This is a genomic window from Paenibacillus sp. NPDC058071 (assembly GCF_042885235.1).
GTDB lineage: Bacteria > Bacillota > Bacilli > Paenibacillales > Paenibacillaceae > Pristimantibacillus.
In genome coordinates this window covers 134,679-157,234 of sequence record NZ_JBHVSK010000006.1, presented here as the reverse complement: position 1 = coordinate 157,234, position 22,556 = coordinate 134,679, and the positions used below count along the sequence as shown (strand labels likewise).

At 48.7% G+C, this 22,556-nt stretch carries 23 protein-coding genes; 5 read left to right on the top strand and 18 right to left on the bottom strand.

Features of this window, described 5'->3' with window-relative positions:
* Positions 1 to 647 precede the first annotated feature (647 nt).
* Positions 648 to 2,543 carry an LTA synthase family protein gene (locus ACFVTB_RS12275; RefSeq protein WP_387748884.1) on the bottom strand — a complete coding sequence of 632 codons (1,896 nt, stop codon included), beginning with the start codon at positions 2,541 to 2,543 and terminating at the stop codon, positions 648 to 650.
* Between the two features lie 251 nt (positions 2,544 to 2,794).
* Here ACFVTB_RS12275 and ACFVTB_RS12270 point away from each other — a divergent pair, with 251 nt between their 5' ends.
* Both ACFVTB_RS12270 and ACFVTB_RS12265 read left to right on the top strand, forming a co-directional pair.
* Positions 2,795 to 3,235, top strand: a complete 441-nt coding sequence (locus ACFVTB_RS12270; RefSeq protein WP_387748882.1) for a MarR family winged helix-turn-helix transcriptional regulator — start codon at positions 2,795 to 2,797, stop codon at positions 3,233 to 3,235.
* A 15-nt stretch (positions 3,236 to 3,250) separates the two neighbouring features.
* Positions 3,251 to 4,006, top strand: coding sequence for an SDR family NAD(P)-dependent oxidoreductase (locus ACFVTB_RS12265; RefSeq protein WP_387748880.1), 756 nt, complete (start codon positions 3,251 to 3,253; stop codon positions 4,004 to 4,006).
* Positions 4,007 to 4,237: 231 nt separating this feature from the next.
* On the opposite strand, the gene ACFVTB_RS12260 is transcribed toward ACFVTB_RS12265, so the two are convergent.
* The 6 genes from ACFVTB_RS12260 to ACFVTB_RS12235 all read right to left on the bottom strand — a co-directional run bounded on the left by ACFVTB_RS12260 (position 4,238) and on the right by ACFVTB_RS12235 (position 8,590).
* Entirely contained in the window at positions 4,238 to 5,263 is a 1,026-nt protein-coding gene (locus ACFVTB_RS12260; protein ID WP_387748878.1) for an HD-GYP domain-containing protein, read from the bottom strand.
* Positions 5,264 to 5,535: 272 nt separating this feature from the next.
* The gene (locus ACFVTB_RS12255; protein WP_387748876.1) at positions 5,536 to 5,823 is read right to left on the bottom strand and encodes a Dabb family protein; all 288 of its coding nucleotides are present in this window, start codon (positions 5,821 to 5,823) and stop codon (positions 5,536 to 5,538) included.
* A gap of 78 nt (positions 5,824 to 5,901) precedes the next feature.
* Positions 5,902 to 6,819 carry a helix-turn-helix transcriptional regulator gene (locus ACFVTB_RS12250; protein ID WP_387748874.1) on the bottom strand — a complete coding sequence of 306 codons (918 nt, stop codon included), beginning with the start codon at positions 6,817 to 6,819 and terminating at the stop codon, positions 5,902 to 5,904.
* Positions 6,820 to 7,003: 184 nt separating this feature from the next.
* Positions 7,004 to 7,606, bottom strand: a complete 603-nt coding sequence (locus tag ACFVTB_RS12245; protein WP_387749383.1) for a GNAT family N-acetyltransferase — start codon at positions 7,604 to 7,606, stop codon at positions 7,004 to 7,006.
* A 104-nt stretch (positions 7,607 to 7,710) separates the two neighbouring features.
* On the bottom strand, positions 7,711 to 8,019 hold the full coding sequence (locus tag ACFVTB_RS12240) for a hypothetical protein (protein WP_387748872.1): 309 nt from the start codon (positions 8,017 to 8,019) through the stop codon (positions 7,711 to 7,713).
* Between the two features lie 136 nt (positions 8,020 to 8,155).
* Entirely contained in the window at positions 8,156 to 8,590 is a 435-nt protein-coding gene (locus tag ACFVTB_RS12235; protein WP_387748870.1) for a hypothetical protein, read from the bottom strand.
* 467 nt (positions 8,591 to 9,057) lie between these two features.
* Between ACFVTB_RS12235 and ACFVTB_RS12230 the strand changes: the two genes are divergently transcribed.
* Together ACFVTB_RS12230 and ACFVTB_RS12225 are read left to right on the top strand one after the other, a co-directional pair.
* A complete protein-coding gene (locus ACFVTB_RS12230) occupies positions 9,058 to 9,975 on the top strand; it encodes a LysR family transcriptional regulator (RefSeq protein WP_387748867.1) in 918 nt (305 codons plus the stop codon).
* Positions 9,976 to 10,002: 27 nt separating this feature from the next.
* Positions 10,003 to 10,539, top strand: coding sequence for a hypothetical protein (locus ACFVTB_RS12225; protein ID WP_387748865.1), 537 nt, complete (start codon positions 10,003 to 10,005; stop codon positions 10,537 to 10,539).
* 124 nt (positions 10,540 to 10,663) lie between these two features.
* Here the strand turns inward: ACFVTB_RS12225 and ACFVTB_RS12220 are convergent, their stop codons facing one another.
* Both ACFVTB_RS12220 and ACFVTB_RS12215 read right to left on the bottom strand, forming a co-directional pair.
* On the bottom strand, positions 10,664 to 11,458 hold the full coding sequence (locus ACFVTB_RS12220; protein WP_387748863.1) for a TrmH family RNA methyltransferase: 795 nt from the start codon (positions 11,456 to 11,458) through the stop codon (positions 10,664 to 10,666).
* Positions 11,459 to 11,469: 11 nt separating this feature from the next.
* Positions 11,470 to 12,159, bottom strand: coding sequence for a potassium channel family protein (locus tag ACFVTB_RS12215; protein WP_387749380.1), 690 nt, complete (start codon positions 12,157 to 12,159; stop codon positions 11,470 to 11,472).
* A 177-nt stretch (positions 12,160 to 12,336) separates the two neighbouring features.
* On the opposite strand from ACFVTB_RS12215, the gene sspI reads away from it, so the two are divergent.
* Positions 12,337 to 12,573, top strand: a complete 237-nt coding sequence (gene sspI / locus ACFVTB_RS12210; protein WP_387748861.1) for a small acid-soluble spore protein SspI — start codon at positions 12,337 to 12,339, stop codon at positions 12,571 to 12,573.
* A gap of 28 nt (positions 12,574 to 12,601) precedes the next feature.
* Here sspI and ACFVTB_RS12205 read toward each other — a convergent pair whose 3' ends face one another.
* The 9 genes from ACFVTB_RS12205 to zwf all read right to left on the bottom strand — a co-directional run bounded on the left by ACFVTB_RS12205 (position 12,602) and on the right by zwf (position 22,516).
* A complete protein-coding gene (locus tag ACFVTB_RS12205) occupies positions 12,602 to 13,822 on the bottom strand; it encodes an alpha-D-ribose 1-methylphosphonate 5-triphosphate diphosphatase (RefSeq protein ID WP_387748859.1) in 1,221 nt (406 codons plus the stop codon).
* 229 nt (positions 13,823 to 14,051) lie between these two features.
* Positions 14,052 to 15,161 (bottom strand): Gfo/Idh/MocA family protein, encoded by a 1,110-nt coding sequence (locus tag ACFVTB_RS12200; RefSeq protein ID WP_387748857.1) that lies wholly within the window; start codon positions 15,159 to 15,161, stop codon positions 14,052 to 14,054.
* Between the two features lies 1 nt (position 15,162).
* Complete coding sequence (locus tag ACFVTB_RS12195) at positions 15,163 to 15,849, bottom strand: ThuA domain-containing protein (protein ID WP_387748855.1); 687 nt, start codon at positions 15,847 to 15,849, stop codon at positions 15,163 to 15,165.
* Between the two features lie 61 nt (positions 15,850 to 15,910).
* On the bottom strand, positions 15,911 to 17,077 hold the full coding sequence (locus ACFVTB_RS12190) for a Gfo/Idh/MocA family protein (RefSeq protein WP_387748853.1): 1,167 nt from the start codon (positions 17,075 to 17,077) through the stop codon (positions 15,911 to 15,913).
* A 31-nt stretch (positions 17,078 to 17,108) separates the two neighbouring features.
* Entirely contained in the window at positions 17,109 to 18,119 is a 1,011-nt protein-coding gene (locus tag ACFVTB_RS12185; RefSeq protein ID WP_387749378.1) for a LacI family DNA-binding transcriptional regulator, read from the bottom strand.
* Positions 18,120 to 18,308: 189 nt separating this feature from the next.
* Positions 18,309 to 18,632 (bottom strand): hypothetical protein, encoded by a 324-nt coding sequence (locus tag ACFVTB_RS12180; RefSeq protein ID WP_387748851.1) that lies wholly within the window; start codon positions 18,630 to 18,632, stop codon positions 18,309 to 18,311.
* A 168-nt stretch (positions 18,633 to 18,800) separates the two neighbouring features.
* Positions 18,801 to 19,124, bottom strand: coding sequence for a hypothetical protein (locus ACFVTB_RS12175; RefSeq protein WP_387748849.1), 324 nt, complete (start codon positions 19,122 to 19,124; stop codon positions 18,801 to 18,803).
* Between the two features lie 181 nt (positions 19,125 to 19,305).
* A complete protein-coding gene (locus ACFVTB_RS12170) occupies positions 19,306 to 20,892 on the bottom strand; it encodes a peptide chain release factor 3 (protein ID WP_387749375.1) in 1,587 nt (528 codons plus the stop codon).
* A 67-nt stretch (positions 20,893 to 20,959) separates the two neighbouring features.
* Positions 20,960 to 22,516, bottom strand: coding sequence for a glucose-6-phosphate dehydrogenase (zwf, locus tag ACFVTB_RS12165; RefSeq protein WP_387748847.1), 1,557 nt, complete (start codon positions 22,514 to 22,516; stop codon positions 20,960 to 20,962).
* Positions 22,517 to 22,556: the final 40 nt, after the last annotated feature.

Here is a 22,556-nt window from a genome sequence, read left to right as displayed (position 1 = left end):
TTGACGTGGTAGAGCGAGTTCTGGGACGGCGGCGTCCCACCTGCTTGCAATTGATCGTAATTGAGTACGTAGACGAGGAAAATACTTATCTGTGTCTGATTGATGTGACCGAGAGATGACAATGACAGGCTTGCCACGTTTTACTCACGAGGTCGAGTACTTGGACGGTCTCCACTTCTTAATTGATGTGGTTGAGCGGAAGCCAGAGGCGGCGCCCCCCCCCTACTGACCTGCCTGTTCCTGTCCGCTTCCAAATAATAACTGCATTTCAGCAGTTATTTTAGCCGATTTGCTCCAATAAACGAACAATAACTGCCTTTTTGCAGTTATTCAGGACGACTACGCCCATTCTTGGGGCCAATCTGTCTGAGTAACTGCAATTTGGCAGTTATTTATATTAATTGACTATTTAAGCCCGAAAATAACTGTAAAATTGCATTTATTTTCGGGCAACAATGCAACGGACGAGTTGCAATGGACAACACGCAACACTCAACGAGCAACTCACAACTAAAAACACGCAACAGATAACTCACAACTGAGAATTCGCGACTCGCAACGGACAACTCGCAATGGGCAACTTACGACTCGCAACTGGCGCGATTTCAGCATGCTCGCGCACACTTCACTCCGCTCCACGAATTTCCTTAATCCAGCGCCGGACCTCGTTTTGGAAGCTGCTTCACGTACAGATCTGATATCTCCATAAGCTTCAGCACATAGTCGTAATCGTCTCGATATTGATCTAGGCTTTCCCCGGAAATCAGCTTCATCGTTTTCAGCGAGTATGCCTTTCCGTCGTCAAAGCCTTTACCAGGAATAAACAAAATATCGTTGTTGAAAAACGAGCCTGTCGGCAAATAATATCTCATACCGAAAACATTGCGATCAATGTTCAGCAAATCATGCCCAAACGTCACAACGCCTTCCTCAAAAGGAACGATACCGAGCAAATTGGCGATCGTCGGCATCATGTCGAGCTGACCGCCCGGCTGCTCCACGACTTCTCCAGTTGGTTGATCCGGATTGTGGACGATAAACGGAATGTTAAAACGGCTCAGCCGATCATCATACGTAATGCCAAGCAAGGAGCTGATCTTGTCGGCAGGCGCCTTATCCGGCTGCAGGCCGAAATGGTCGCCATAAACCGCCAGAACCGAATTGTCCCACAGTCCATTAGCTTTCAATTGATCAATAAACGTCCCTAACGCATAATCCGCATAGTGGACAGCCCTCAAGTAATCGCCCAAATGAGTACCGTCCAATTCGTCCGGCAGCTCCAGCTTCTCGAAACCGTCTGGTACATGGAACGGAAAATGGCTCGACGCGGTTACAAATTGAGCGTAAAACGGCTTACCGGATTTCGCCAGCTCGGAAAGCTCTGCAATTCCGGTTTTGAACAGCTGCTCGTCGGAAGGTCCAAAATCGTTAAAATGGTCGTTTTCAAAAAACGGCTTGTCGTAAAAATGGTCAAAGCCTAGCGCCGGGTAAAGCTTGTTTCGGTCCCAGAACGACACATCATTCACATGGAAGGTAACTGCCTCATACCCACGAGACTGCAGTAGCTTCGGTAAGCTGGGAAGCTCGCGGTCCCCATAGTTCGAAGACATCGCCTTTTTCCCTTCCGGGTAAATCGACGTATTGGACATAAATTCAGCATCAGACGTATTCCCTTGACCGATCTGCTGATAAATATGCGGAAAATAGTAGCTCGCTTCTGCAAGCTTATTCAATACTGGCGTAACTTCCCGACCGCCGACAGTCAAATGGAGAGGAAAGTTTTGAAATGCTTCAAGCTGTACAACAATCAGGTTCTTCCCTTGCGCCGAACCGAACTCTCGCGAGGCACCCTCAGAATCCCGGTAAGGATAGGAGGCTTGCAGCGTCATTGCTTCCGAAGTCGTTTCTTCCAAACTTCCCAGTTGGAGAGCAGCAGCTGCACTTCCCGCTTTCCATGCTGCGGCCGCCTGATAATTCAGAAAGCCTACGCTCTCGGCCTGAGCCAGTTCGTTTGGAATGGCGTTCGCCGTATATACAAACCGGGAAGAAAGCAGCACACAAACGAGCATCCCGGCTGCGAGCCAACGAATTTTGAAAAGCCGACGGCGGCCAGCCAATCGCTTGCCTCTTATTTTTCTCACAACATACCAAAGCGCAATCAGAGCCACATCAGCAAAATAAAGGAAATACACGCCTTGAATTAGCGCATTAACGCTCGCCCCAATCTGAGGCAGTTGATTCAGCGCCTTTAATGCCGTGTAGGTCGGAATGGAACCGTAATAGTCGCTATAGATGGTCGAAGCGAACAACACGAGTGAATAAATAACGTTCAGCAGCCAATAGGCTGCTCCCTTAATGCGAGCCGGAACGACAATTTCAACCAGCAGCAGCAGCGACAACACCGCAACCGCATCGGCAAATGCTGCAGAGCCGGTTTCGCCTCCGAATACGAACCATCGAAACAGCATCGACTTCAACAAAAACAAAATAAAAACCGCGATGAGCGGCGAACGTCCGTAACGGTCATCGATGAATCGAATCATAACAATCACCCCACTAATAAAAAGAAGCCATCATCGCATGACGGCCTTCTATCGTTCTATCAATCTATTCTACTATAGTAATGCAAATTGAGAGAAATAGAAAGCGAAGCTGCTACTCTTTGACATGCCAATGCCTGCCTCGAATGCCTCAAATCTATTCATTTATTATAACGTTCAACTATTTAAAAGTATTTATTTTAATGTTAAAATAAAAGCAATAAAAAAATAGATTTCAGTGGAGTGGAAGCTTGTTGGAGAACAACGAAATACTGCATCTCATCCGTTCGGTTGAAATGCTGACGAATGAAGCCGTCGTCAAATGGACGAAGATGTTCGATCATAATATCGGCATCTCTCCTATCCTCGTCCTTCAGGAGCTGAAGGCGGAAAGTCCGCAAAAGCAGACGGTTCTGGCTGAAACGCTAGCCTATACGCCGGGAGCCATAACGAATATTTCTGGAAAACTCGTCAAGTTGGGCTATGCCGAACGCATTTACAACGACGAGGACAGACGGCAAATTTTGCTCGGCATTACGGAAAAGGGCTTGTCCTTTCTTGATGAAGTCCAAGAAAAAGGCGATCAGCTGCGGATGGAGCTCTTCCGTGAATTGAATGATGAGGAAATCAAGCAATACTTGGCGATCAACGAGAAGCTGCTGCAAGCGCTAAGGAAAACAACCTTTACCCCATAAGGAGCGTGTTCAATCATGTCAGAATCCAAAGTTGTCGTTATTACAGGTTCCGCAACCGGTCTCGGCCGTTCCCTCGCTATTAAAATGGCGGAGCAAGGCTACCGTCTCGTGCTCGTCGATTTTAACGAAGCTGCCGGGGCTGAAACGCTGGAGGCTGCAAAGGCGCACGGCGCGGAAGCGATCTTCGTCAAAGCTGACGTTTCATCCGAAGCCGACGTGCAAAATTACGTTAAGCAAGCCGTGGAAGCGTTCGGAAAAATTGATATGTTCGTAAATAACGCCGGCATCATGATTCCGATGCGTCTCCTCCACGAATATGAAAGCAACGAGTTCGACCGTCTCATCGGCGTCAATTTTAAAGGCGCTTTCCTCGGCCTGAAATATGTCATTCCGGTTATGATCGAGAACGGCGGAGGCAGCATCGTGAACACGGTATCCTCCAACAGTTTCAAACCGACCGCCTACAATGGTCTTTACTCTGCGACAAAACACGCGCTGGCCGCTCTAACCAAGTCAATCGGCCAAGACTACCAGGATTTGAACGTTTACGCCGTAGGCGTAGCGCCTAATACGATGAAAACAAATATCGGCGCCAGCGCCGTGACGACGCTGACCGAGGATCGCCTTGCTAAGCTGATAGCTTCAACAGGCCCGAACAATGCGGCTACTCCGGAAGAGATTGCCGACGTCGTTATCTTTGCACTGACTACAGGCGCAGTTATGCTGAACGGTACGGTCGTTAATTGCGCTGGAGGACAGATTTACCAATAAACGATATAATGCTGTCTCAAACTGAGAAGTTCCAGTGAGTCAGTCCTATAAAGGTTGCAAGGAGCCTTCCATACCACGATAAAAGCGGTATGGAAAGCTCCTTTTAAATTAATACCTCGAATGAACATTCCGAAAATAAACTTCTGGGGCAGCTCCATTGTTATTTTCAGCAAGCTAAGTCTAGCCTCAGCAGGATCGAAGGAGCTAGCGGCTGACGCATTTCGTTTCCTTTTAGGAAATCACTTCGCGAATGCGCAAACCTTCCTCTCTGCTTAAATCGACAAACTCGTCGGCTATTCTAACCAAAGGAGTTTCCATGCGATGCGGATTTAGCATGACAACCTCTCCTGTCCGGCCATCCGTTAATATAACTTGCTTCCCGATCATTTTCTTCATCACATTTTCAAGAAATAACGAAACAATATGAGGATTTAACTCTCCGAACTTTCCTCGCGCCATCTGGCTAATGATTTCGTGAAACGGCTCAGGCTCATGATAGGGCCTTTTGGAGGTCATCGCATGAAAAACGTCAGCCACGGCGACTACGGCGCTAAGATAGTCAATTTTATCTCGCTTCAAGCCGAGCGGATAGCCTCCTCCATCCTCACGTTCATGATGCTGCAAAGCGACTCTGGCGACTTTGGGGCTAATGCCAGGGGTTTGCTTCAACAGCTCGTAACCGAAGATCGTATGTTTTTTCACCAGTTCATACTCTTCTTCTGTCAATTTGCCGGGCTTGTTTAAAATTTCAATTGGAATATTGACCTTGCCGACATCGTGCAGAGTCGCAGCAAGCGAAAGGGTCGACAGCTGTTTGTCGTCCATATTCAGCCATCTGCCGATCATGGTCGAGATAACGCCTACGCCGATATTATGCTGATAGGTGTAATCGTCCTTGGCCTTAACCGATTCGAACAATTCAAAAACGCTGGGGTTGGCCGACAGGTCCTGTACAGCGGGAAGAACCTCCGCCCGAATTTCCATTACCGGAACCTTCTTGGAGGTGTATATAGACTCAAACAATTCTTTCGATTTTGCGACGGTACGCCGAACCAGCTTATTAACCGCCTTTTTGTCGGGTTGATTGGCTTCGACTGCGGCAGGGGATGGTGTAAAAGAGAGGGCACGCAAATCGATTTTATGGTTAACGATTAATCTTAACGCTTCATACGTCAGAATGGTATTGGCTGGAACAACTGTCGTACCATAAGCGTTTACAATATCGGTTAGTACCTTTTTGCCGATTAAATGCTCCATATTCCCAGTTCCCCCTAATGGTACTATCTTCACATATAATATACCATATATTGATAGGAAAGCGCTGTCATCAATTTAGGGAAGAAGCCGTTTGTATTTTGCCAAGCTAGAGTAAGTTCTAATCAGTACCTTACTCGAAACGATTCGCAACAAGATAAACCCGCATATAAACAAAATGGCAGCCGACACCTGCATAACAAAGAGGCGGCCACCATTTTTTTATGCCAGTGTCAAAATGCTGTTCTTAACTTGTCTCGTTCTTATGGAATCATCTATTCTCCAAAGCATACGGATGCGCCTGACTCTATAACACCCGCAATATACTTCTGTACTTCCACATGAAAAGGATGGATTAGATAAGCCTCCAAATCCTCCATTGTGGAAAAACGAGTGATTAAGATAATATCATACGAGGATCTTTCATGGCGTATATTCGCCTCAACCTGCAGTCCTTGCAGGACTTCAATTTCACCTTCCATGCTTAAAAGTACAGATCTAGCCTTTTCAATATTTTCAATGCTTTCGTCCTTTAGTTTGATAAGCAAAGTGTTGGTTATCATTTTTTTCCTCCTATTTTTATTTAGTTTCCGTCAACCGCTACTTCGCAATTATACGGAATATAACCTGACGACATCGGGTCAAGTTATTGTTTTTTTATATTTCCCAATCATTTCATCTAATTTACTTTGGATGATTTCGCGTATATTTTGTGGGGCTAAAACTTCGATATCGGTTCCGAACGAGAGGATATAGTGAAAGAGCCACTCGCCTTCCGGTAAAGCAGTTACAATTGTAAAAGAGCCATCTTCATTTCTAGTGATATCCTTTTCATTGAATTCATCAAATACCCGGTAAGCCCCTTGAGGAGCAATCTGCAATTGCAAATCAATCTGCTTTTGGGCACTTTTCACATTTTGAATTTCTGGCTGGGCCTCTGGCGATCTAGTCGTAAAAAAATGCTGTGTTACCCGGATATCGGACATACGTGAAATTTTAAAAGTTCTAAATTCATTTTTTGATAGACAGAACCCTTGCAGATACCATACCTTTATCTTAAAAAGGAGTTTCACTGGCTCTACCTTACGACTGCTTTTTTCTCCAAATGCATTAAAATAACTAAACTCAATGATCTGACGGTTTAGAATAGCGTCTTTGAGAACAGTAAATTGGCTTATGTTATTTTTATCACTGCCCCAAGGAGATAAATCTACTTCGATCCAATTCATATTGCTTTTATTGAACAAGCTGCTTATTTTTGAAAGTACCCTGTCCGTTTCAGGATTTTGCGTTACTGTCAGGCTTTGCAGCGCAAACAATATTTCATTTTGCTCTTTATCTGAAAGAATGGATTTATTAAGAACAAAGCTGTCCATTAACGAAATACCTCCACCTTTCCCCTGGCTTGCATAAATAGGTATCCCCGCCGAAGATAAGGTATCGATATCCCGATAAATTGTTCTTACGGATACTTCAAAACGCTCGGCTAGCTCTTTAGCAGTAGTTATGTTCTTATTTAACAGAATATATATAATCTCAAATAGCCGGTTAATTTGCATATGAATCACCTCAAATACATTATGAAATGTATAACCTGACAACGGCGTGACAAGTATAGCTAATATCAATCATTATGCCCAAGCTGTAATGATGATGAGCCCTAGTTTTGACAAGAATTTGTACCAAATAAAAGAAAAAACCGCATGATATGCGGTCTTAAACGTATTTATATTTGTCATTTGCTCAGCTCATGGCATATTTCACGTTCAACAGGTAATGCAAATTCGCTTTTACTTCGGACCACTCGGTATCAAGGATGCTATAAATAACGTTGTCATGGATCGTGCCGTCAGATTTCATTTTGTGCCTGCGAAGAACGCCTTCTCGGATTCCTCCAAGACGCTCGACGGCTTTTTGCGATCTCACATTGTAACTGCTGATTGAGAACTGCACCCGCAATAGCTCTAGCTCTTCGAAGCAATAATGCAAAAGCAGCGACTTGGCTTCCGTATTGGTTCTGGTTCTCCAAAATTCCGGCGAAATCCAGGTGCATCCAATTTCCGCGTTGCGATGAGCGAGGTCGGGCTGAATGATGCGCGTTGTGCCAATGATACGGCCGGTTTTCTTTTCAAAAATAGTATAGGGAATAGCTGTTCCGTTATTTTTGCTCTCCAGCGCTGCTTCAATTAGCTGCTCCGCCTGCTCCAATGTCGTGATCCTTCTCCAGGTAAACTCCCAAATTTCCCGTCTACCTAGCACCAGAATCAAAGCTGCGGTGTGGCTGGCATCCATAGGAACAAGTTCGATGGACTCGCCTTCAAGTATTCTGGTTTGACTGATATTCACTTCATGCAACGCTCCTTTGTTGAAAGCCGCTTAGGAGCCTATTGTATAACCGCTGCATGAAATAAAAACCTCAATCATGTAAAAATTTGAGTTTACAATTGAACTTACCCTTCTACTACATCAGCACGCAGATCAGTGGCAATTTCAATCATTTTGGGAACGACAGCTTCGTTTGAAACTGCCACATATAAATCGCCCATGTATAGCCGGAAAGGGACTTCTGCGTTCGAAAGCCTCCAAATAAAGAAATCCCCTTCGATCGACATAGTGCTGTCTGCACCTTTTAGAGTAAGTACCTGCGAGTACGTAAAGTCAGGCTTAGATGCAAAGTAATCTTTGCACTCTTCCAAGGAAATGGCTTGCTCCGTTAAATTTTGTTGCATGGATCGTGTTATGCAATATCGCTGACTCATTGATAGGCCTCCTGTTAATGATAAAACTATACAACATTTCTATTTCGTTGCTCACTCTAGTATATCAAAAAAACAACTCGCCCATCTTAGCCTGCTTAGTGATGTACTTATCATTCATTAAAATAAGAGCAGCTTATTAATAAGAAACCCGCACTTCTCTCCTCCACATCATTTTTTTGTACATCCATAGACAAGTGAACGTATATAAAGCTGCCCATAGGGTAGTTAGCGGAAGTGAATGCACAGCTTCCACTGGGAGAATAAACGGAAAAAGCGTAAATGCGTACAACGCTGGCATTCGGACGCGCGTAACGAGCGACAGAAACAACATCAGGAGGATATCCATTAGGATGATCACTGTCCATGAAGAAATAGTTAAATACAACAAGGTTCCGATTGTTGCTGACAGGGTCAAAGTAAAGCCTTGCTTGAAGGCGGTCTGGATACGGTATACCCGCTTATGAATGGCTTCATAGGCAACCACAACGACAGGCGGAATTGCCGCAAGCTGCTCTATGCCAAAGAGCCAACAGACAACAAGCCAGCCGAGCATAATAAGGAGAAAGGCCATAGCCGGACGGCCCTTCGCTGCTTGAGAGTGAGCGCAACTTTGATGAGATATGCCAGCGACAACTGATTAATGGCAAAACCAACTAATGAGGTCATGGTCGGAGCAAGACAAATATACAACGGCTGCCTAAGCCAATTGCTGTCGCGAAATGCCCACATCGCAATTGCCATGGCTGCAAATTCGGGCAAAATAAATTCATGTGTATGGCTAATCTCAGATACCACAACCATTGCAATGATAAAAGCAAATGCCGAGCTATAAGCTAATATTATTCCTCTAGACCTGACGTCACTGCTTCCCATCCTCCTGATCAACATACCTTTTCCTTCTTTCCAATTCGGGCGCTAGCAGCCGGTGTTGTCCTCTTAAGAAGCATTATCGTACCTTGCATTATAAAGTCATTACCTATAAATTAATAATATAGGTTTTTTATATAGGTTTTATTTTTTATATAGAAGGTGTAAAAGATGACATTAAATCTGCATGCGTTAATGCTTTTTCACGCTATCGCTTCGACCGGGAGCGTAACGGCAGCCTCCAAAAAGCTGAAGATTAGCCAGCCAGCTATCTCCGCACAAATCCGCAGCTTTGAACGGCTGCATGAAGTCGTTTTATTTGAGAAAAAAGGAAGAATGCTGGCGTTGACCCCGCTTGGACAAAAGCTGCTTCACCCTACCGAGCAGCTATTCGCGATCGAAGAGCAAATAAGGACTATGCTTGACGATTACCATCGGCACCCGCAAGGAAAGCTCCGTATAGCCGGCAATTACTTGGCAACTAGTACGCTCATCCCTAAATGGGCCTCTCTGTTCAAGCAAAAGCACCCGCAAATTGCGGTACAGATTGCTACCGTCAATTCCGGGCAAGCACTCGAGAGCCTGCTGCAGTATGAAGCTGACGTAGCTATCTTTGGCCATGACAGGCTTTCAGAGGATCGCCTTCAATCCCTTCACTGTGTAGAGCTGTTTAGGGACGAGTTTAAATTTGTCACGGCTCCCTCGCACCGTTTTGCCAATCAGAGCATAACCGTTGAAGAAGTCATGAAGGAGCCTTTTATTATGAGGGAGGAAGGAAGCGCTACCCGGAAGAGGTTGTTTGAATTTTGTCAGCTCGTTAATGTTTTGCCCCCTACAATTGAACTGGAGTTCAACGGCTTAAATGAAACGATTCAGGCCGTCGCAGCCGGCTATGGCCTAAGCTTCGTTTCATCAATTGTAGCTAACCGCTTCATCCGGTCGGGAGAACTGGCGGAGGTTATCGTGAAAGGGATTAAAGGGGTAAATACGACGAACAGGATCATTCTCGCTACACATAAGCCTGCCAAGCTTGAACATTACGTCCGCGATTTTAGTTCAATTGCTCTTCGTAACCGTGAGCTGGATTGAAGTATGTTAAATGAGGAGTGATTTTCTTTGGACATTGTTATTCCTACACGTAGATTAATCTACAACAAAGAACAATTAGAACGCTGGAAAAGCGGGGATCGTAATGATTGTATCGATTCGTATTGTAGGAAACTACCAGGCTCTAAGGGGTTTGGCGAGTATATCGCAGGAAAGTACTACGAATCTTTAGGCTATCAATGGATTCACCACGACTTTAACCTTCTGGGCGGAAACAAATTAGGAAAATATCCCACTGCAGAAATCATTTTACGTAGTCATTTCGGGGATTCAAGATACGAAAGCGGTCGAGCATACTGGCCAACGTTCTCTCCATTTGTAAAAACAGAAGAGCCCGACCTGCTGGTCTATAAACCTGACTATTCAGAAATCCGATTTGTTGAATGTAAACGCCGTGACACGAATGATAAGTTAAGAGAAAGTCAAATTCGAGGCATGGCTATTTTGAAATTGTTATTTAACTGTACAGTTGAAGTAGTCGAGATCGTGGAGGAAAGCAGTCTACATCATTTAGAGGAAGTACAGGCGGTTGTTTGGCGGATGTAAGAGAAAGAAAAGATACATGTGTATCGTAATAGACTCGTCTCTGGGTGAAAAAGACTGAGGCATGATTGAGTTTAACTACAACCAATTCCCAGTCTTCGGTGAATTGAGAATAATAATTTTTGGGCTAGTTAAAACTCCGCTGCCGCAACGCCTCGTACAGCAGTACAGTCGAGGCCATCGCCACATTAAGTGACTCCGCCTGTCCGCGAATCGGAATGATTACCGCCTCATCGGACTGCTCCAGTACAGCGTCAGAAATGCCGTTCGATTCATTGCCGAGCAATATCCAGGAAGGCTGCTTCCAGTCGTACGAATAGCATGTATTCGTGGCCTGGAGGCTGGTCGCTACAAGCTTGATGCCGCGTGATTTTGCTTCCGGCAGCAGCTCCGACAGATCCGCTTCCATAATCGGTAGATGATAAAGAGAGCCCATTGTCGAGCGGACCGTCTTCGGATTGTACAGATCGGCGCAGCCTTTGCCGAGCACGACCGCATCGGCCCCTACCGCATCCGCGCTGCGAATAATGGTACCGACATTGCCGGGATCGCGCACGCCGTCCAGTACAACAACGAGCGAATGCTCACGAAACAGAGCAGATTCGACGCGTTTTAGCTTTTCAGCAATCGCAAAGACTGGCGGCGGCGTATCCGTGCCGGTGCATTTGGCCATCACTTGCGGCGATGCTTGCACCCACCGGATGTTTGGCACATCCAAACAAGGCTCCAGCTCTTTAGGCAGCCCGCGCGATTCGTCATACACAATAGTGTCGACCGCAGATTGCGAACGGATAGCCTCCTGAATGACATGAATGCCTTCGATGATGAAGCGGCTTGTCCGGTCTCGGTATTTTTTATCGAGCAAGGAAGCCCATTGCTTTACCCGCTCATTTTGAATGGAAACGATCGTCTCGTGGTTCATTTCTTCTTTACTCAGCCTTCCGCATAAGCTATTTCCAAATTGGATAAATCTTCGTTTTTGCCTACAATGACCAATATGTCGCTGCTTCGAATCAAGTCTTCCGCGTACGGAGCGATGTTCATATTAGTGCCCGACTTAATCGCCATTACGTTGCACTTGAACTTCTGGCGTATATCAAGCTGGATGAGGCTTTTGCCAATCATTGCTGACGGAGCCTTCAGCTCGATAATGCTGTAATCATTCGAAATTTCGATGTAATCCAAAATATTGGGCGAAATCAAATGATGCGCAACCCGCTGCCCCATATCTCTTTCGGGAAATATGACTTTATCAGCGCCGATTTTGGACAGCACTTTGCCATGCAGCTCGTTTTGCGCCTTCACGACGATAGCCCCGCAGCCTAAATCTTTTAAAATAAGCGTCGTTAATATACTCGACTGAATATCTTGTCCAATGGCGACAACGACGACATCGAAATTGCGAAGGCCAAGCGAGCGCATCGCTTCTTCGTCGGTGGAATCAGCCGTCACCGCGTGCGTTACCTTCTCAACTGCATCCTGAACGCGCTGCTCGCTGGAATCGATCGCCAGCACTTCGTATCCCATGCCGGATAAGGTCGCGGCCACGCTTGAGCCGAACCTGCCCATGCCAATGACGGCGAATTGTTTTTTGGCCATTCGATTCACACTCCCTATTCGCAGTTGCAATCCGCCGGTTCTGCCGCACCGGCCGTTCTCCCATAAAAACTTCCTATATTATAGCACAATCAGCCGCTTCGGATGAAAAACGCCGCTGCCGGACATAGTAAATAAGCGAGCAGTATGCCCGCCCGGCATCGGCTGCACGCACGGTCCGTTAACCTGAAGGAGGGATCTTTTTTGCAACCGCCGATTTTGGATTTGCGATCCGCCATCATTGCCCGAGTTCAAAACAACGACAAGCAGCAGTTGACCGAAGTAATCGAAGGCTCGGTCGGCCATGATGAACGAACACTGCCAGGGCTAGGCGTTTTATTTGAAATGATATGGGGCAAGCTTGACGGCAAAGAGCAGGCAAAACTCGTCGATGTCCTGCATCAGCATCTTAGCCAGCTTGAGCCGGTGCTCAAATCTTAAAACCTGCCCGCCAGGTTCTGCTGCCTTATTAATTGTTGTAAAAGGTATTGGCTTCGTATACCGTACGGCCGCCAACGATCGTTCTCGCTACCCAAGGATGATCATCGAAGCGGTCTACAATAATGAGATCTGCCGCTTTGCCCGTCTCGATGGAGCCGACTTCATCCGCAATTCCGCAGGCCTCGGCCGGATGAAGCGTCGCTAATTTCACCGCTGACGGCAAAGCGGCAATCCCTTCGTCCGCCAATTGAAAAACAGCCCGCAGCAGCGACGAAGAATGATAGTCTGAGCAAATGATCGAAGCCGCTCCTGCCGACACCGCATCCACCGCGCGTAAATTCAAATCGTGAGATCCGCCTCGGACAATGTTCGGCGCGCCGACGCACACATATAGTCCAGATGCTGCTGCATGCAGCGCCGTTTCAAGTGTAATCGGAAACTCCGAAACCGAGACCCCCGACGCCTTCGATTGCTCAACCCGCTCAGGCGTATCGTCGTCATGAGAAGCGAGGGAAATGCCTCGGCTAATCGCAAGATCGCCTAGCTGGCGAAGCTTCTCCCAATCAATCTGCCGTCTCCGTACCAGCAATTCTTCCACGATTGTTTTCACTTCATCCGGTCCTATCCCTTGATTTTTCATCACATATCGCTCGAAGGAGCCTTCTTTGTGATATTGTCCTTGTCCGGGGGAGTGATCCATGTAAGACAAATAATCGATTTTCCGCTCCCGTATGTATTGCTCCACAATGGGAAGTCCCGTTAAATAAGTAATTTCGTAACGCAGATGAATTCGATTGCGGACAACCGATCTCTCAACCCGGTAGCTGTTAATAAGCTCAACCATATCCGTCAGTAGATGATCGCCCCGCAAACTGAGTCCGACGCCTAAAGACAAGGAATGAAACATCGTTGTAATACCGTGCAAAGGCAGCTTTCTCTCAAATTCCAGCAGCGACATTTTTAACGGAAACAGCGTATTCGGCCGCGGCTGAACCTCCTTCTCGATCGCATCGTTATGTATATCGACAAGGCCGGGAAGTACATATCGGCCAGCAGCATCAATGCATTCAGCGTCGGGATGGCTGCGCAGCCACTGTTCCCGCTCTCTCTCTCCAGCTTCTGAGGCAAAAACAGCCTCTATTTCCCCTTCACTTACGGCGATCGAGGCGGCTATAACTTCCTTAGGAGTAACTACCATTCCGTTTGTCACAAGCATGGCTCGCGAGGGCGTGTTCTGTTCATCCATCATCGTTTATTCCTTCCTCCCATCCTCCTATTCCTTCTCATCAGCCGATTACCTTTTGTCTGTCCTTTTACATTATCACTTTTTTAGACTTAGGACAAAGCGACTATGACGGACGACGGATACAAACAACAATAAAGACCGCTCCCGAATGGGGAACGGTCTTATCACGAATAACGAATGGATGAAAGTGGAGGCCATTTTGAACCTGGCCTTAGTCAAGCTGCACGACGACTTAGTCTAAACCGAACGGCTCCAAACCTTGTTTGAGCGGCAAAATCGCCGGTTTCTCGCATGTGCTGGCCATTTCGTAATGCTTGCCGTCACGGGATGCGTCATGGAAACCATGCATCGCCTCTAGAACATGGTAGGCAAGCTCGCCGTTGGCGCGGTGTTTGCGACCCGTCAAAATCGCTTTCGCCATATCGGCAGCGCCGACGCCGCGAGCATTTTGCGTAAACCCGTAAGCGAGCGGAATGTCCTGCCACTCATTCGAGCCTGCGCGGTTCAGTTTAATAACGCCTTCAAAGTTGTTCGGATCGGGAACGAGCAGCGTACCTGCACTTCCGTACACTTCAATGCGCGGCGGTTGATGCGATTGGCCCTTCACGTCAAACGTCGTCAGCACCGTTGCGATCGGACCGGCAGCAAAATCGATAATGCCTGCAACGTGCGTCGGCACCTCCACTTTCACTTTCTGACCATATTTCGGCTGGCTTGTAATCGTCCGTTCAGCGAAGGAGGCTCGCACGGAGCCGGTCACGCGATTGATCGGCCCCAGCATAGCGACAAGGGCTGTCAAATAGTAAGGCCCCATATCGAACATCGGGCCGCCGCCTCTTTGATAATAGAAATCGGGAGCCGGATGCCATGATTCATGACCTCCGGAAACCATAAATGCGGTCGCGCCGATTGGCGTGCCGATCCAGCCGTCCTCGATCAGCTTCACGCATGTCTGAATGCTGCCGCCAAGGAACGTGTCCGGCGCGCTGCCGACACGCAGTCCTTTCCGCTCCGCCAGTTCAAGCACTTCTCTTGCTTCCTCGCGCGTAACGGCAAACGGCTTCTCCGTATACACATGCTTGCCTGCTTCCAGCACCTGCAAACAGACGGCCGCGTGCGCTTGCGGGATCGTCAAGTTGATGACCAGCTGAATTTCAGGATCGGCGAGCAGATCTTCGACTGAGCAGCCGCGAATGCCATGCTCCGCCCCTTTCGCAATTGCGCGCTCTACGTCGAGATCGGCGCAGGCGACAATTTCCATCGAATCGAATTGCGAGCCGTTATTCAAATAAGCGGTACTGATATTTCCTGTGCCGATGATGCCTGCTTTCATTTTTTCCATGTTACGCTTGACCTCCGCTCGCTGCCGCTGATTTTCCTTCTGCGCTCCAAACAAAGCCGCGGCGCATCAATTCTTTCACTACCGGCATATCAATAATGTTCGCTTGATGCCCAAGCGAATTGTAGTAAACTCGTCCAACGCCCCAACGTTTTGTCCATACGACTGGCATATCTACCGATTTGTTCAGCGCATGCGGACCGTCCGCAACAGGGAATCGGGTTGTGGCCAGCACCTCGATAGCAGGATCGACATGCAAGTAATACTGCTCGCTGCAAACGTCGAAATCTTCAATGCCTTCCGTTAGCGGGCTTGTGCTGTGCTTGACGTTCACCTTGTAGTCGGTGCCGTCGTTGCCTGGATGGGCAACCCACTGGCCGCCGGTCATAAACTGCCATTCCACATTGTCGCGGAAAGCGTCACACATGCCGCCGTGACAGCCTGCGAGGCCGACACCGCTCTGTACCGCTTCAGAAACGTTCTGGACGAGCTTCTCGTCGATTTTATCCATCGTCCATACCGGAACGATCAGATCGAGTCCTTTCAGCTTCTCGTCATCAGCGAAAGCTTCCAGCGTATTCGACATTTCTACATCGAAGCCTTCGCCTGTCAGCACCTCTTGAAAAATCTCGGCTACTTCCTTCGGCTGATGGCCGTCCCATCCGCCCCATACGATAAGCGCTTTTTTCATCGTGTCGTCAAACTCCTTTGCCTATTTTGCAATTAGGATACCTGCCTGCGTTGTCGCATTATCATTGAAGCTCCGCCAAAGAAACCCATCTGCGTTCTTCGACCGACCGCTCGACTGCTTCGAGCACTTCCTGGCACTTTACCCCGTCGTAGAAATTCGGTACCGGCTGCCGATCCTCCGCAATCGCCTCCATCAGCTCCAGCATCTCGTGTGTAAACGTATGCTCGTAGCCGATCGGATGTCCAGCAGGCCACCAAGCGTCCATGTAAGCGTGAGGAGCATCGGTCGCAAGCACGCGGCGGAAGCCTTGAACATCTTCAGCGTCGCTCGTAAAATAAACCTGCAGTTCGTTCATCCGTTCAAAATCGAATTTAATGCTGCCAAGGCTGCCGTTGATCTCGAACGCATTCGTGCTGCGATGTCCCGCTGCGAAACGCGTTGCTTCGAAGCTTCCAAGCGCACCATTCTCGAATCTCGCAAGGAACAGCGTCGCGTCGTCGACCGTCACCTCGCCTTTCGGACCGTCTTTGTCGCCTTTGGCACTGAGGCCTGTCATCGTTTGCGGAATTGGACGCTCCTTAATGAACGTTTCGCTGACGCCGACAACATCCTTGATTTCACCAGCCAAATAACGTGCCATGTCGATCAGATGAGCGCCAAGGTCGCCATGCGAGCCGGAACCGGCAATCTCTTTCTGCAGCCGCCAGACAAGCGGGAATTCGGGATCCATAATCCAGTCCTGCAAAAAGGTTGCACGGAAATGGTAGATCCGTCCAATTCGTCCCTCTTCGATCAACTTCTTCGCCAACTTAACGGCGGGCGCAAACCGGTAGCTGAAACCGACCATATGCTTGACGCCGGCTTCTTCCGCAGCTGCCAGCATTTCTCTCGAATCGGCTAGCGACAGAGCCAGCGGCTTCTCGCAAAAAAGATGCTTGCCGGCTTTCGCCGCCTCAATCGCAATTTCCTTGTGAGCGTCGCTCGGTGCGTTAATATCGATCAGATCAATATCGTCTCTTGCAATCAACTCGCGCCAATCTGTAACGGCGTCCTCCCAGCCGAACTGGGATCTCGCTTGCTCAAGCGCTTCCGCATTGCGTCCGCAAATCGCTTTCATTACCGGCTTTGCCTTCGCTTGCGGGAAGAACATCGGCAATGCGCGATATGCGTTGCTGTGCGCCTTGCCCATAAATTTGTAACCAACCATTCCTACTCGAACGTTCCCCATTCTTCAACAACCGCCTTTCGAATAATTGGAATTACGAACTTTCGCGCTGAACGAATTGTACAGGCAGCAGCCGACCTTGCCACTGCTCCTCTTCGCCCTCTTGAGGCTGCAGCAGTCTCTTAGCCGCTTCGCGTCCCATCTCGTAGAACGGAACCGCTACAGTCGACAGCTTTGGACTTACGATCCGCGATCCATCAGAATCGTCGTAGCCGACCAAGGCCAACTGCTCGCCGATCGTGATTCCGCGTTCGCGCAAGCCGTCCATGACACCGATTGCCATCCGGTCATTGGCGGCAAAAATGGCGTCAATCTCTCCCGTACCGAACAGTTCCGCGAGCTCAGCGGAAGCTTCATAGCCGCTTTTGCGGCTATAGTTGCCGGTAAATATCCGCATCGGATCGACCGTCAAGCCGGCCTCCAGCAGTGCTTGCCTGTAACCGGCTAGCCGATCCGCGCTATTGGAATATTCGTCCGGGCCGTTCAAAAAGGCGATACGGCTCCGTCCCTGCGCGATTAAATGCTTCACCGCTTCATAGCTGCCCGACCGATGATCGGCGTCTACCGACAAGTAACCTTGCCCGTCAAATCGCTGATTCACGAGACAAAAAGGATGTCCGCCGGCATGCAGCTCCGCCAGCGCCGCCCGCTCCTCGGGCACATCTTTGGCACCGAGTACGATACAGGCATCGACCTTTTGCGTTTGAAACAGCTTGGCGTAATCGCGCTTGCCGTCCATTTCTCGTAAGATAAGCAGCAAATCGTAGTCGCATCTTTTCGCCATATCGCCAATGCCGCTTAAAATTTCCGAAAAATAATAGGCCGAAAACAAATGCACCTTCGGCATGTAAGGCACAATAACGCCGATATTTCCACTCTTCCGGCGAGCCAGCCGCTGCGCTTGCGCATTAGGCACATAGCCGAGCTCGGCCGCCGCTGCAAGCACCCGCTCGCGAGTTGCCGGCTTGATCGGTCCGACGTTATTTAAGACGCGAGACACAGTCGCTTCCGATACGCCTGCTAGCTTCGCTACTTCTTTTCGAATAAAGCATCATCCTTAATCAAACAAATTGCAGTGATTCATTAATGTACACGCGTACATTATGGCATGCAAACGTTTCCGCGTCAAGAAGCGAAGCGCCAAAATACAAAAATGAACCTCTACAATCGGACGTTTCAAAACGTGCCGCAAGGAAAGGTTCATCACACTTGTACAGTACAGTCTTCATAAGACTCAGAAACTATTGGGCGGTGGGGGATAATTCATACGATCTTTCATCGACGATGCGCTGACCATCAGTAAAATCGCCGACGTCAGATGCATCAACATACCTAAAATCGGAATCCACGCCAGCAGGGAGGTAATAAGACCCATAATGCTTCCGTAAATCGTAGTACGAGCCTGAGTGCTGAATATCAGCGTAAGGATATGAAGAACAAACATAACGAAAAGCGGGGTGTATGCAAACCCCATAACAATCAAACCGCCCATAATCGGGATACCTAACACCAGCTCAAGACTTCCAGTTACCCATTTCAACGTTCTAGCTGTTTCCAAGTAATCACCTCTACAAACAAATTTCGATTATTGAAGGAATAATTGTCCAATATCTATTCAACCATTATAGGTCTATTGTCGAAACTCATTCAACGAAAATGAACCTTCTCAGTCGGACGTTTAAAACGTGCCGAGCCGGAAGGTTCGTCGCTAAATCCTTATAAAGGATTAGAAGCTTTGCGGTGGAGCAGGATGATTTACTTGTTGTTTCGTCTGCGCTGCGCTTACCATGAGCAAAATCGCCGACGTCAAGTGCAAGATCATGCCCAAAATCGGGATCCACGCCAGCAGGGAAGTAATAAGGCCGACAATGCTGCCGTATTTGGACGTTCCCGCTTGGCTGCTAAGAACCAGCGTAATGATATGAAGAATAAACATAATACCGAGCGGAATGTACCAGAAGCCCATAACGATCAAACCGCCGAGAATAGGAATGCCCAAAACGAGCTCAAGCGCTCCCGTAACCCACTTTAACGTTTTTGCCGTTTGCAAAAATATCACCTCCGCAACAAAATTCGAGTAATATCGGAAAAATCATCCAATATTCACTTCACCCATTATAGGCCATATGTCACATTTTAGACAATACTTTTTATGGGTTTTCAGCAAAAAAAATAATCCGATTTTACATAATCGGATTATTTCATACTGTTTTTATATCGAAAACTTAATTTTATGGAGCCGTCTCCAAAAATTTCATCGACGGATTTTTTTCCATTGCAGTACGCATCGCATACTCGTTCTCGAACAGAACGACATAGTTGCCTTTCTTATCCTTCGCCAGAAGCGAGTTAATCCGGAACTTCGACGGATCGACTTTGTCGTCGACAATCCAGCGCGCGAACTGGAACTGCATCCGGTGCAGCTGAATTTCAACGCCGTACTCGCCGCGCATCCGATGCTCGAACACCTCGAACTGGAGGTTGCCGACTACGCCGAGAATCGTCTCTTCGAAGCTGCCTGCGGAATGGAACACTTGAATCGTGCCTTCCTCCGTCAGCTGGTCGATGCCCTTCTGGTACTGCTTATGCTTCAGTGCGTTTTTAACTGTAACTTTAGCAAAAATTTCCGGGGAGAACGTCGGCAGCTCGTCGAACACGACCTCCGATCCTTGCGACAGCGAGTCGCCGATACGGAAAATGCCCGGGTCGAACAAGCCGATGATATCGCCCGGATAAGCGGATTGGACAATATCACGGTCCTGTGCCAAAAACTGCTGCGGCTGGGACAGCTTAATGTCTTTGCCGTTGCGCACATGGCGAACGCTCATTCCGCGGTCGAATTTGCCCGAGCAAATACGCAGAAATGCGATACGGTCGCGGTGCGCCGGATTCATGTTCGCTTGGATTTTGAAAATATAACCGGTGAACTTCTCGTTCGTTGGCTCGATCGATCCGGTTGTGCTCATGCGAGGAGCCGGCTTCGGCGCCAGCTGCAGGAAGTTCTCCAAGAACGTCTGCACGCCGAAATTGTTGACTGCGCTGCCGAAGAAGATCGGCGTCAGTTCACCCGCCCGCACTTTGTCGTAATCGAATGGATCGCCCGCAACGTCGAGAAGCTCCAAGTCCTGCACCAATTGGTCGTGCAAATAGTCGCCCGCCATTTCGCGTATGATGGTGTCGTTGTAGTCGTCCACCTTGCGGACTTCAATCTTGCTATGGTCATTGCCTTGGAACAGCTCCACCTGATTTTTCATCCGGTCGTATACGCCGCACAGCTCGCGTCCCATGCCGATCGGCCAGTTCATCGGCACCGAACGGATGCCGAGCACCTGCTCCAATTCCTCCATCAGCTCGAACGGGCTTTTGCCCTCGCGGTCCAGCTTGTTGATGAACGTGAAAATTGGAATCCCGCGCTTCCGACATACTTGGAACAGCTTGATTGTCTGTGCCTCGACGCCCTTCGCGACGTCGATCAGCATGACTGCGCTGTCCGCTGCCGTCAGCGTGCGATACGTATCCTCGGAGAAATCCTGGTGACCCGGGGTATCCAAGATGTTCACACGATGATCCAAATAATCGAACTGCATAACGCTGGACGTTACCGAAATACCGCGCTGCTTCTCGATTTCCATCCAGTCGGACGTCGCATGGCGGTTCGCCTTGCGCGCCTTGACCGAGCCCGCTTCCCGAATCGCGCCCCCGAACAGCAAGAGCTTCTCGGTCAGCGTCGTTTTACCGGCATCCGGGTGAGAAATAATAGCAAAGGTGCGTCGTTTGTCGACTTCCTGCTTCAGTTCATTGCTTAATGTTTGACTCATCATTGACTTCCCTTCATGGTAAAGCGTCCCATCGGATAAAAAACGATGAGACGCCGTTTCAGACTTCTTATTTGCCGTTGTTGCTGATCCAAATGACATTATCTTCATCCTGCCCGTTGACCGGCCACCAATGGAAGCCGTCCTTCGCCAGCAGCTCGTCGGCCGCCTTTGGTCCCCAAGAGCCAACTGGGTATTGCTGGAGATCGCTCTTCTCCTCGCGCCAAGCGGCTGCGATGCGATCGACGAACTCCCAAGCCTGCGCCACTTCGTCCCAGCGCGTGAAATACGTGGAGTCGCCGCGAACGGCGTCGTAGATAAGACGCTCGTAAGCTTCCGGCGTATTCAGCCCGACCTGGCAGCTTTGGCAAAATTCCATAGCTACCGGCTGCACCGAATTATCGGCGCCCGGCGTCTTGGCATTGATTTTAATATAGATGCCTTCCGTCGGATTAACCCGAATGACTAATAAATTCGGCGCCAAGTTGTGGCGTTGTCCGAACAGCGTGTTTTGCGCAGCCGATTTGAATTCGACGACGACCTCGGTCGTCTTGACCGGAAGCCTTTTGCCCGTACGAATATAGAACGGAACGCCCGCCCAGCGGAAGTTATCAACGGCTATCTTGGCTGCAAAATAAGTCTCGGTAGTCGATTCCTCGTTCACCGATTCTTCTTCACGATACCCTGGAAACGCCTTGTCTTTGACCGTTCCCGCCGAATATTGACCGCGAACGACATGGCTGCGAACCTCGTCGCCGGAAGCGTAAGGACGAAGTGAGCGAAGTACCTTCACCTTCTCGTCGCGAATGTCCTCCCCGTGCAGACGGCTTGGCGGCTCCATTGCAATCATCGTCAGCATTTGCAGCATATGGTTTTGGCCCATGTCGCGAAGCGCGCCGGACTTGTCGTAATAGCCGCCCCGCTCCTCTACGCCGACCGTTTCGGATAGCGTAATTTGCACGTTGGCTATATGATGATTGTTCCACAGCGGCTCGAAGAACGCATTGGCAAATCGGATGACTTGGATGTTCTGCACCATTTCTTTGCCAAGGTAGTGGTCGATGCGGTACACTTCTTCTTCTTGAAATACTTGACGGATTTGGTCGTTCAGCTTGCGTGCCGATTCCAGATCGTAGCCAAAAGGCTTCTCGATCACGACGCGATGCCAGCCGTTGCTTTCCAGCAATCCGCCGTCCCGCAAATTAAACGAAACCGGGCCGAACAGCTCAGGAGCCAGCGCCAAATAAAACAACCGATTGCCCGGAATATCGAATTTCGCATCCAGCTCGTTAGACAAAACGGCCAGATCCTTGAATCCTTTCACATCGGTGCTATCCAGCGACATATATTCAAAATGCTCAGCGAAACGGTTCCAAAGCTCGATATCGTCCGCTTTGTACCGGCAAAATTGCACGATCGAGTCGTAGACGTCGGCGCGGAATTGCTCATTGGTGCGGCTGCGGCGGGCCAGCCCGACTACCGCGAAATTTTCAGAAAGCTTGCCTTCTTTATATAAGCTGAACAAGGCGGGAAACAGTTTGCGTTTGGCCAAGTCTCCCGTTGCGCCGAACAAATAATATACAGCGCCCTGTCCAAGCGTCGGTTCGAGGTTCGTATTCTGGTTCATGGTCCTCATTCTTTCCTATAATTTTTGGAGTTTACATCTT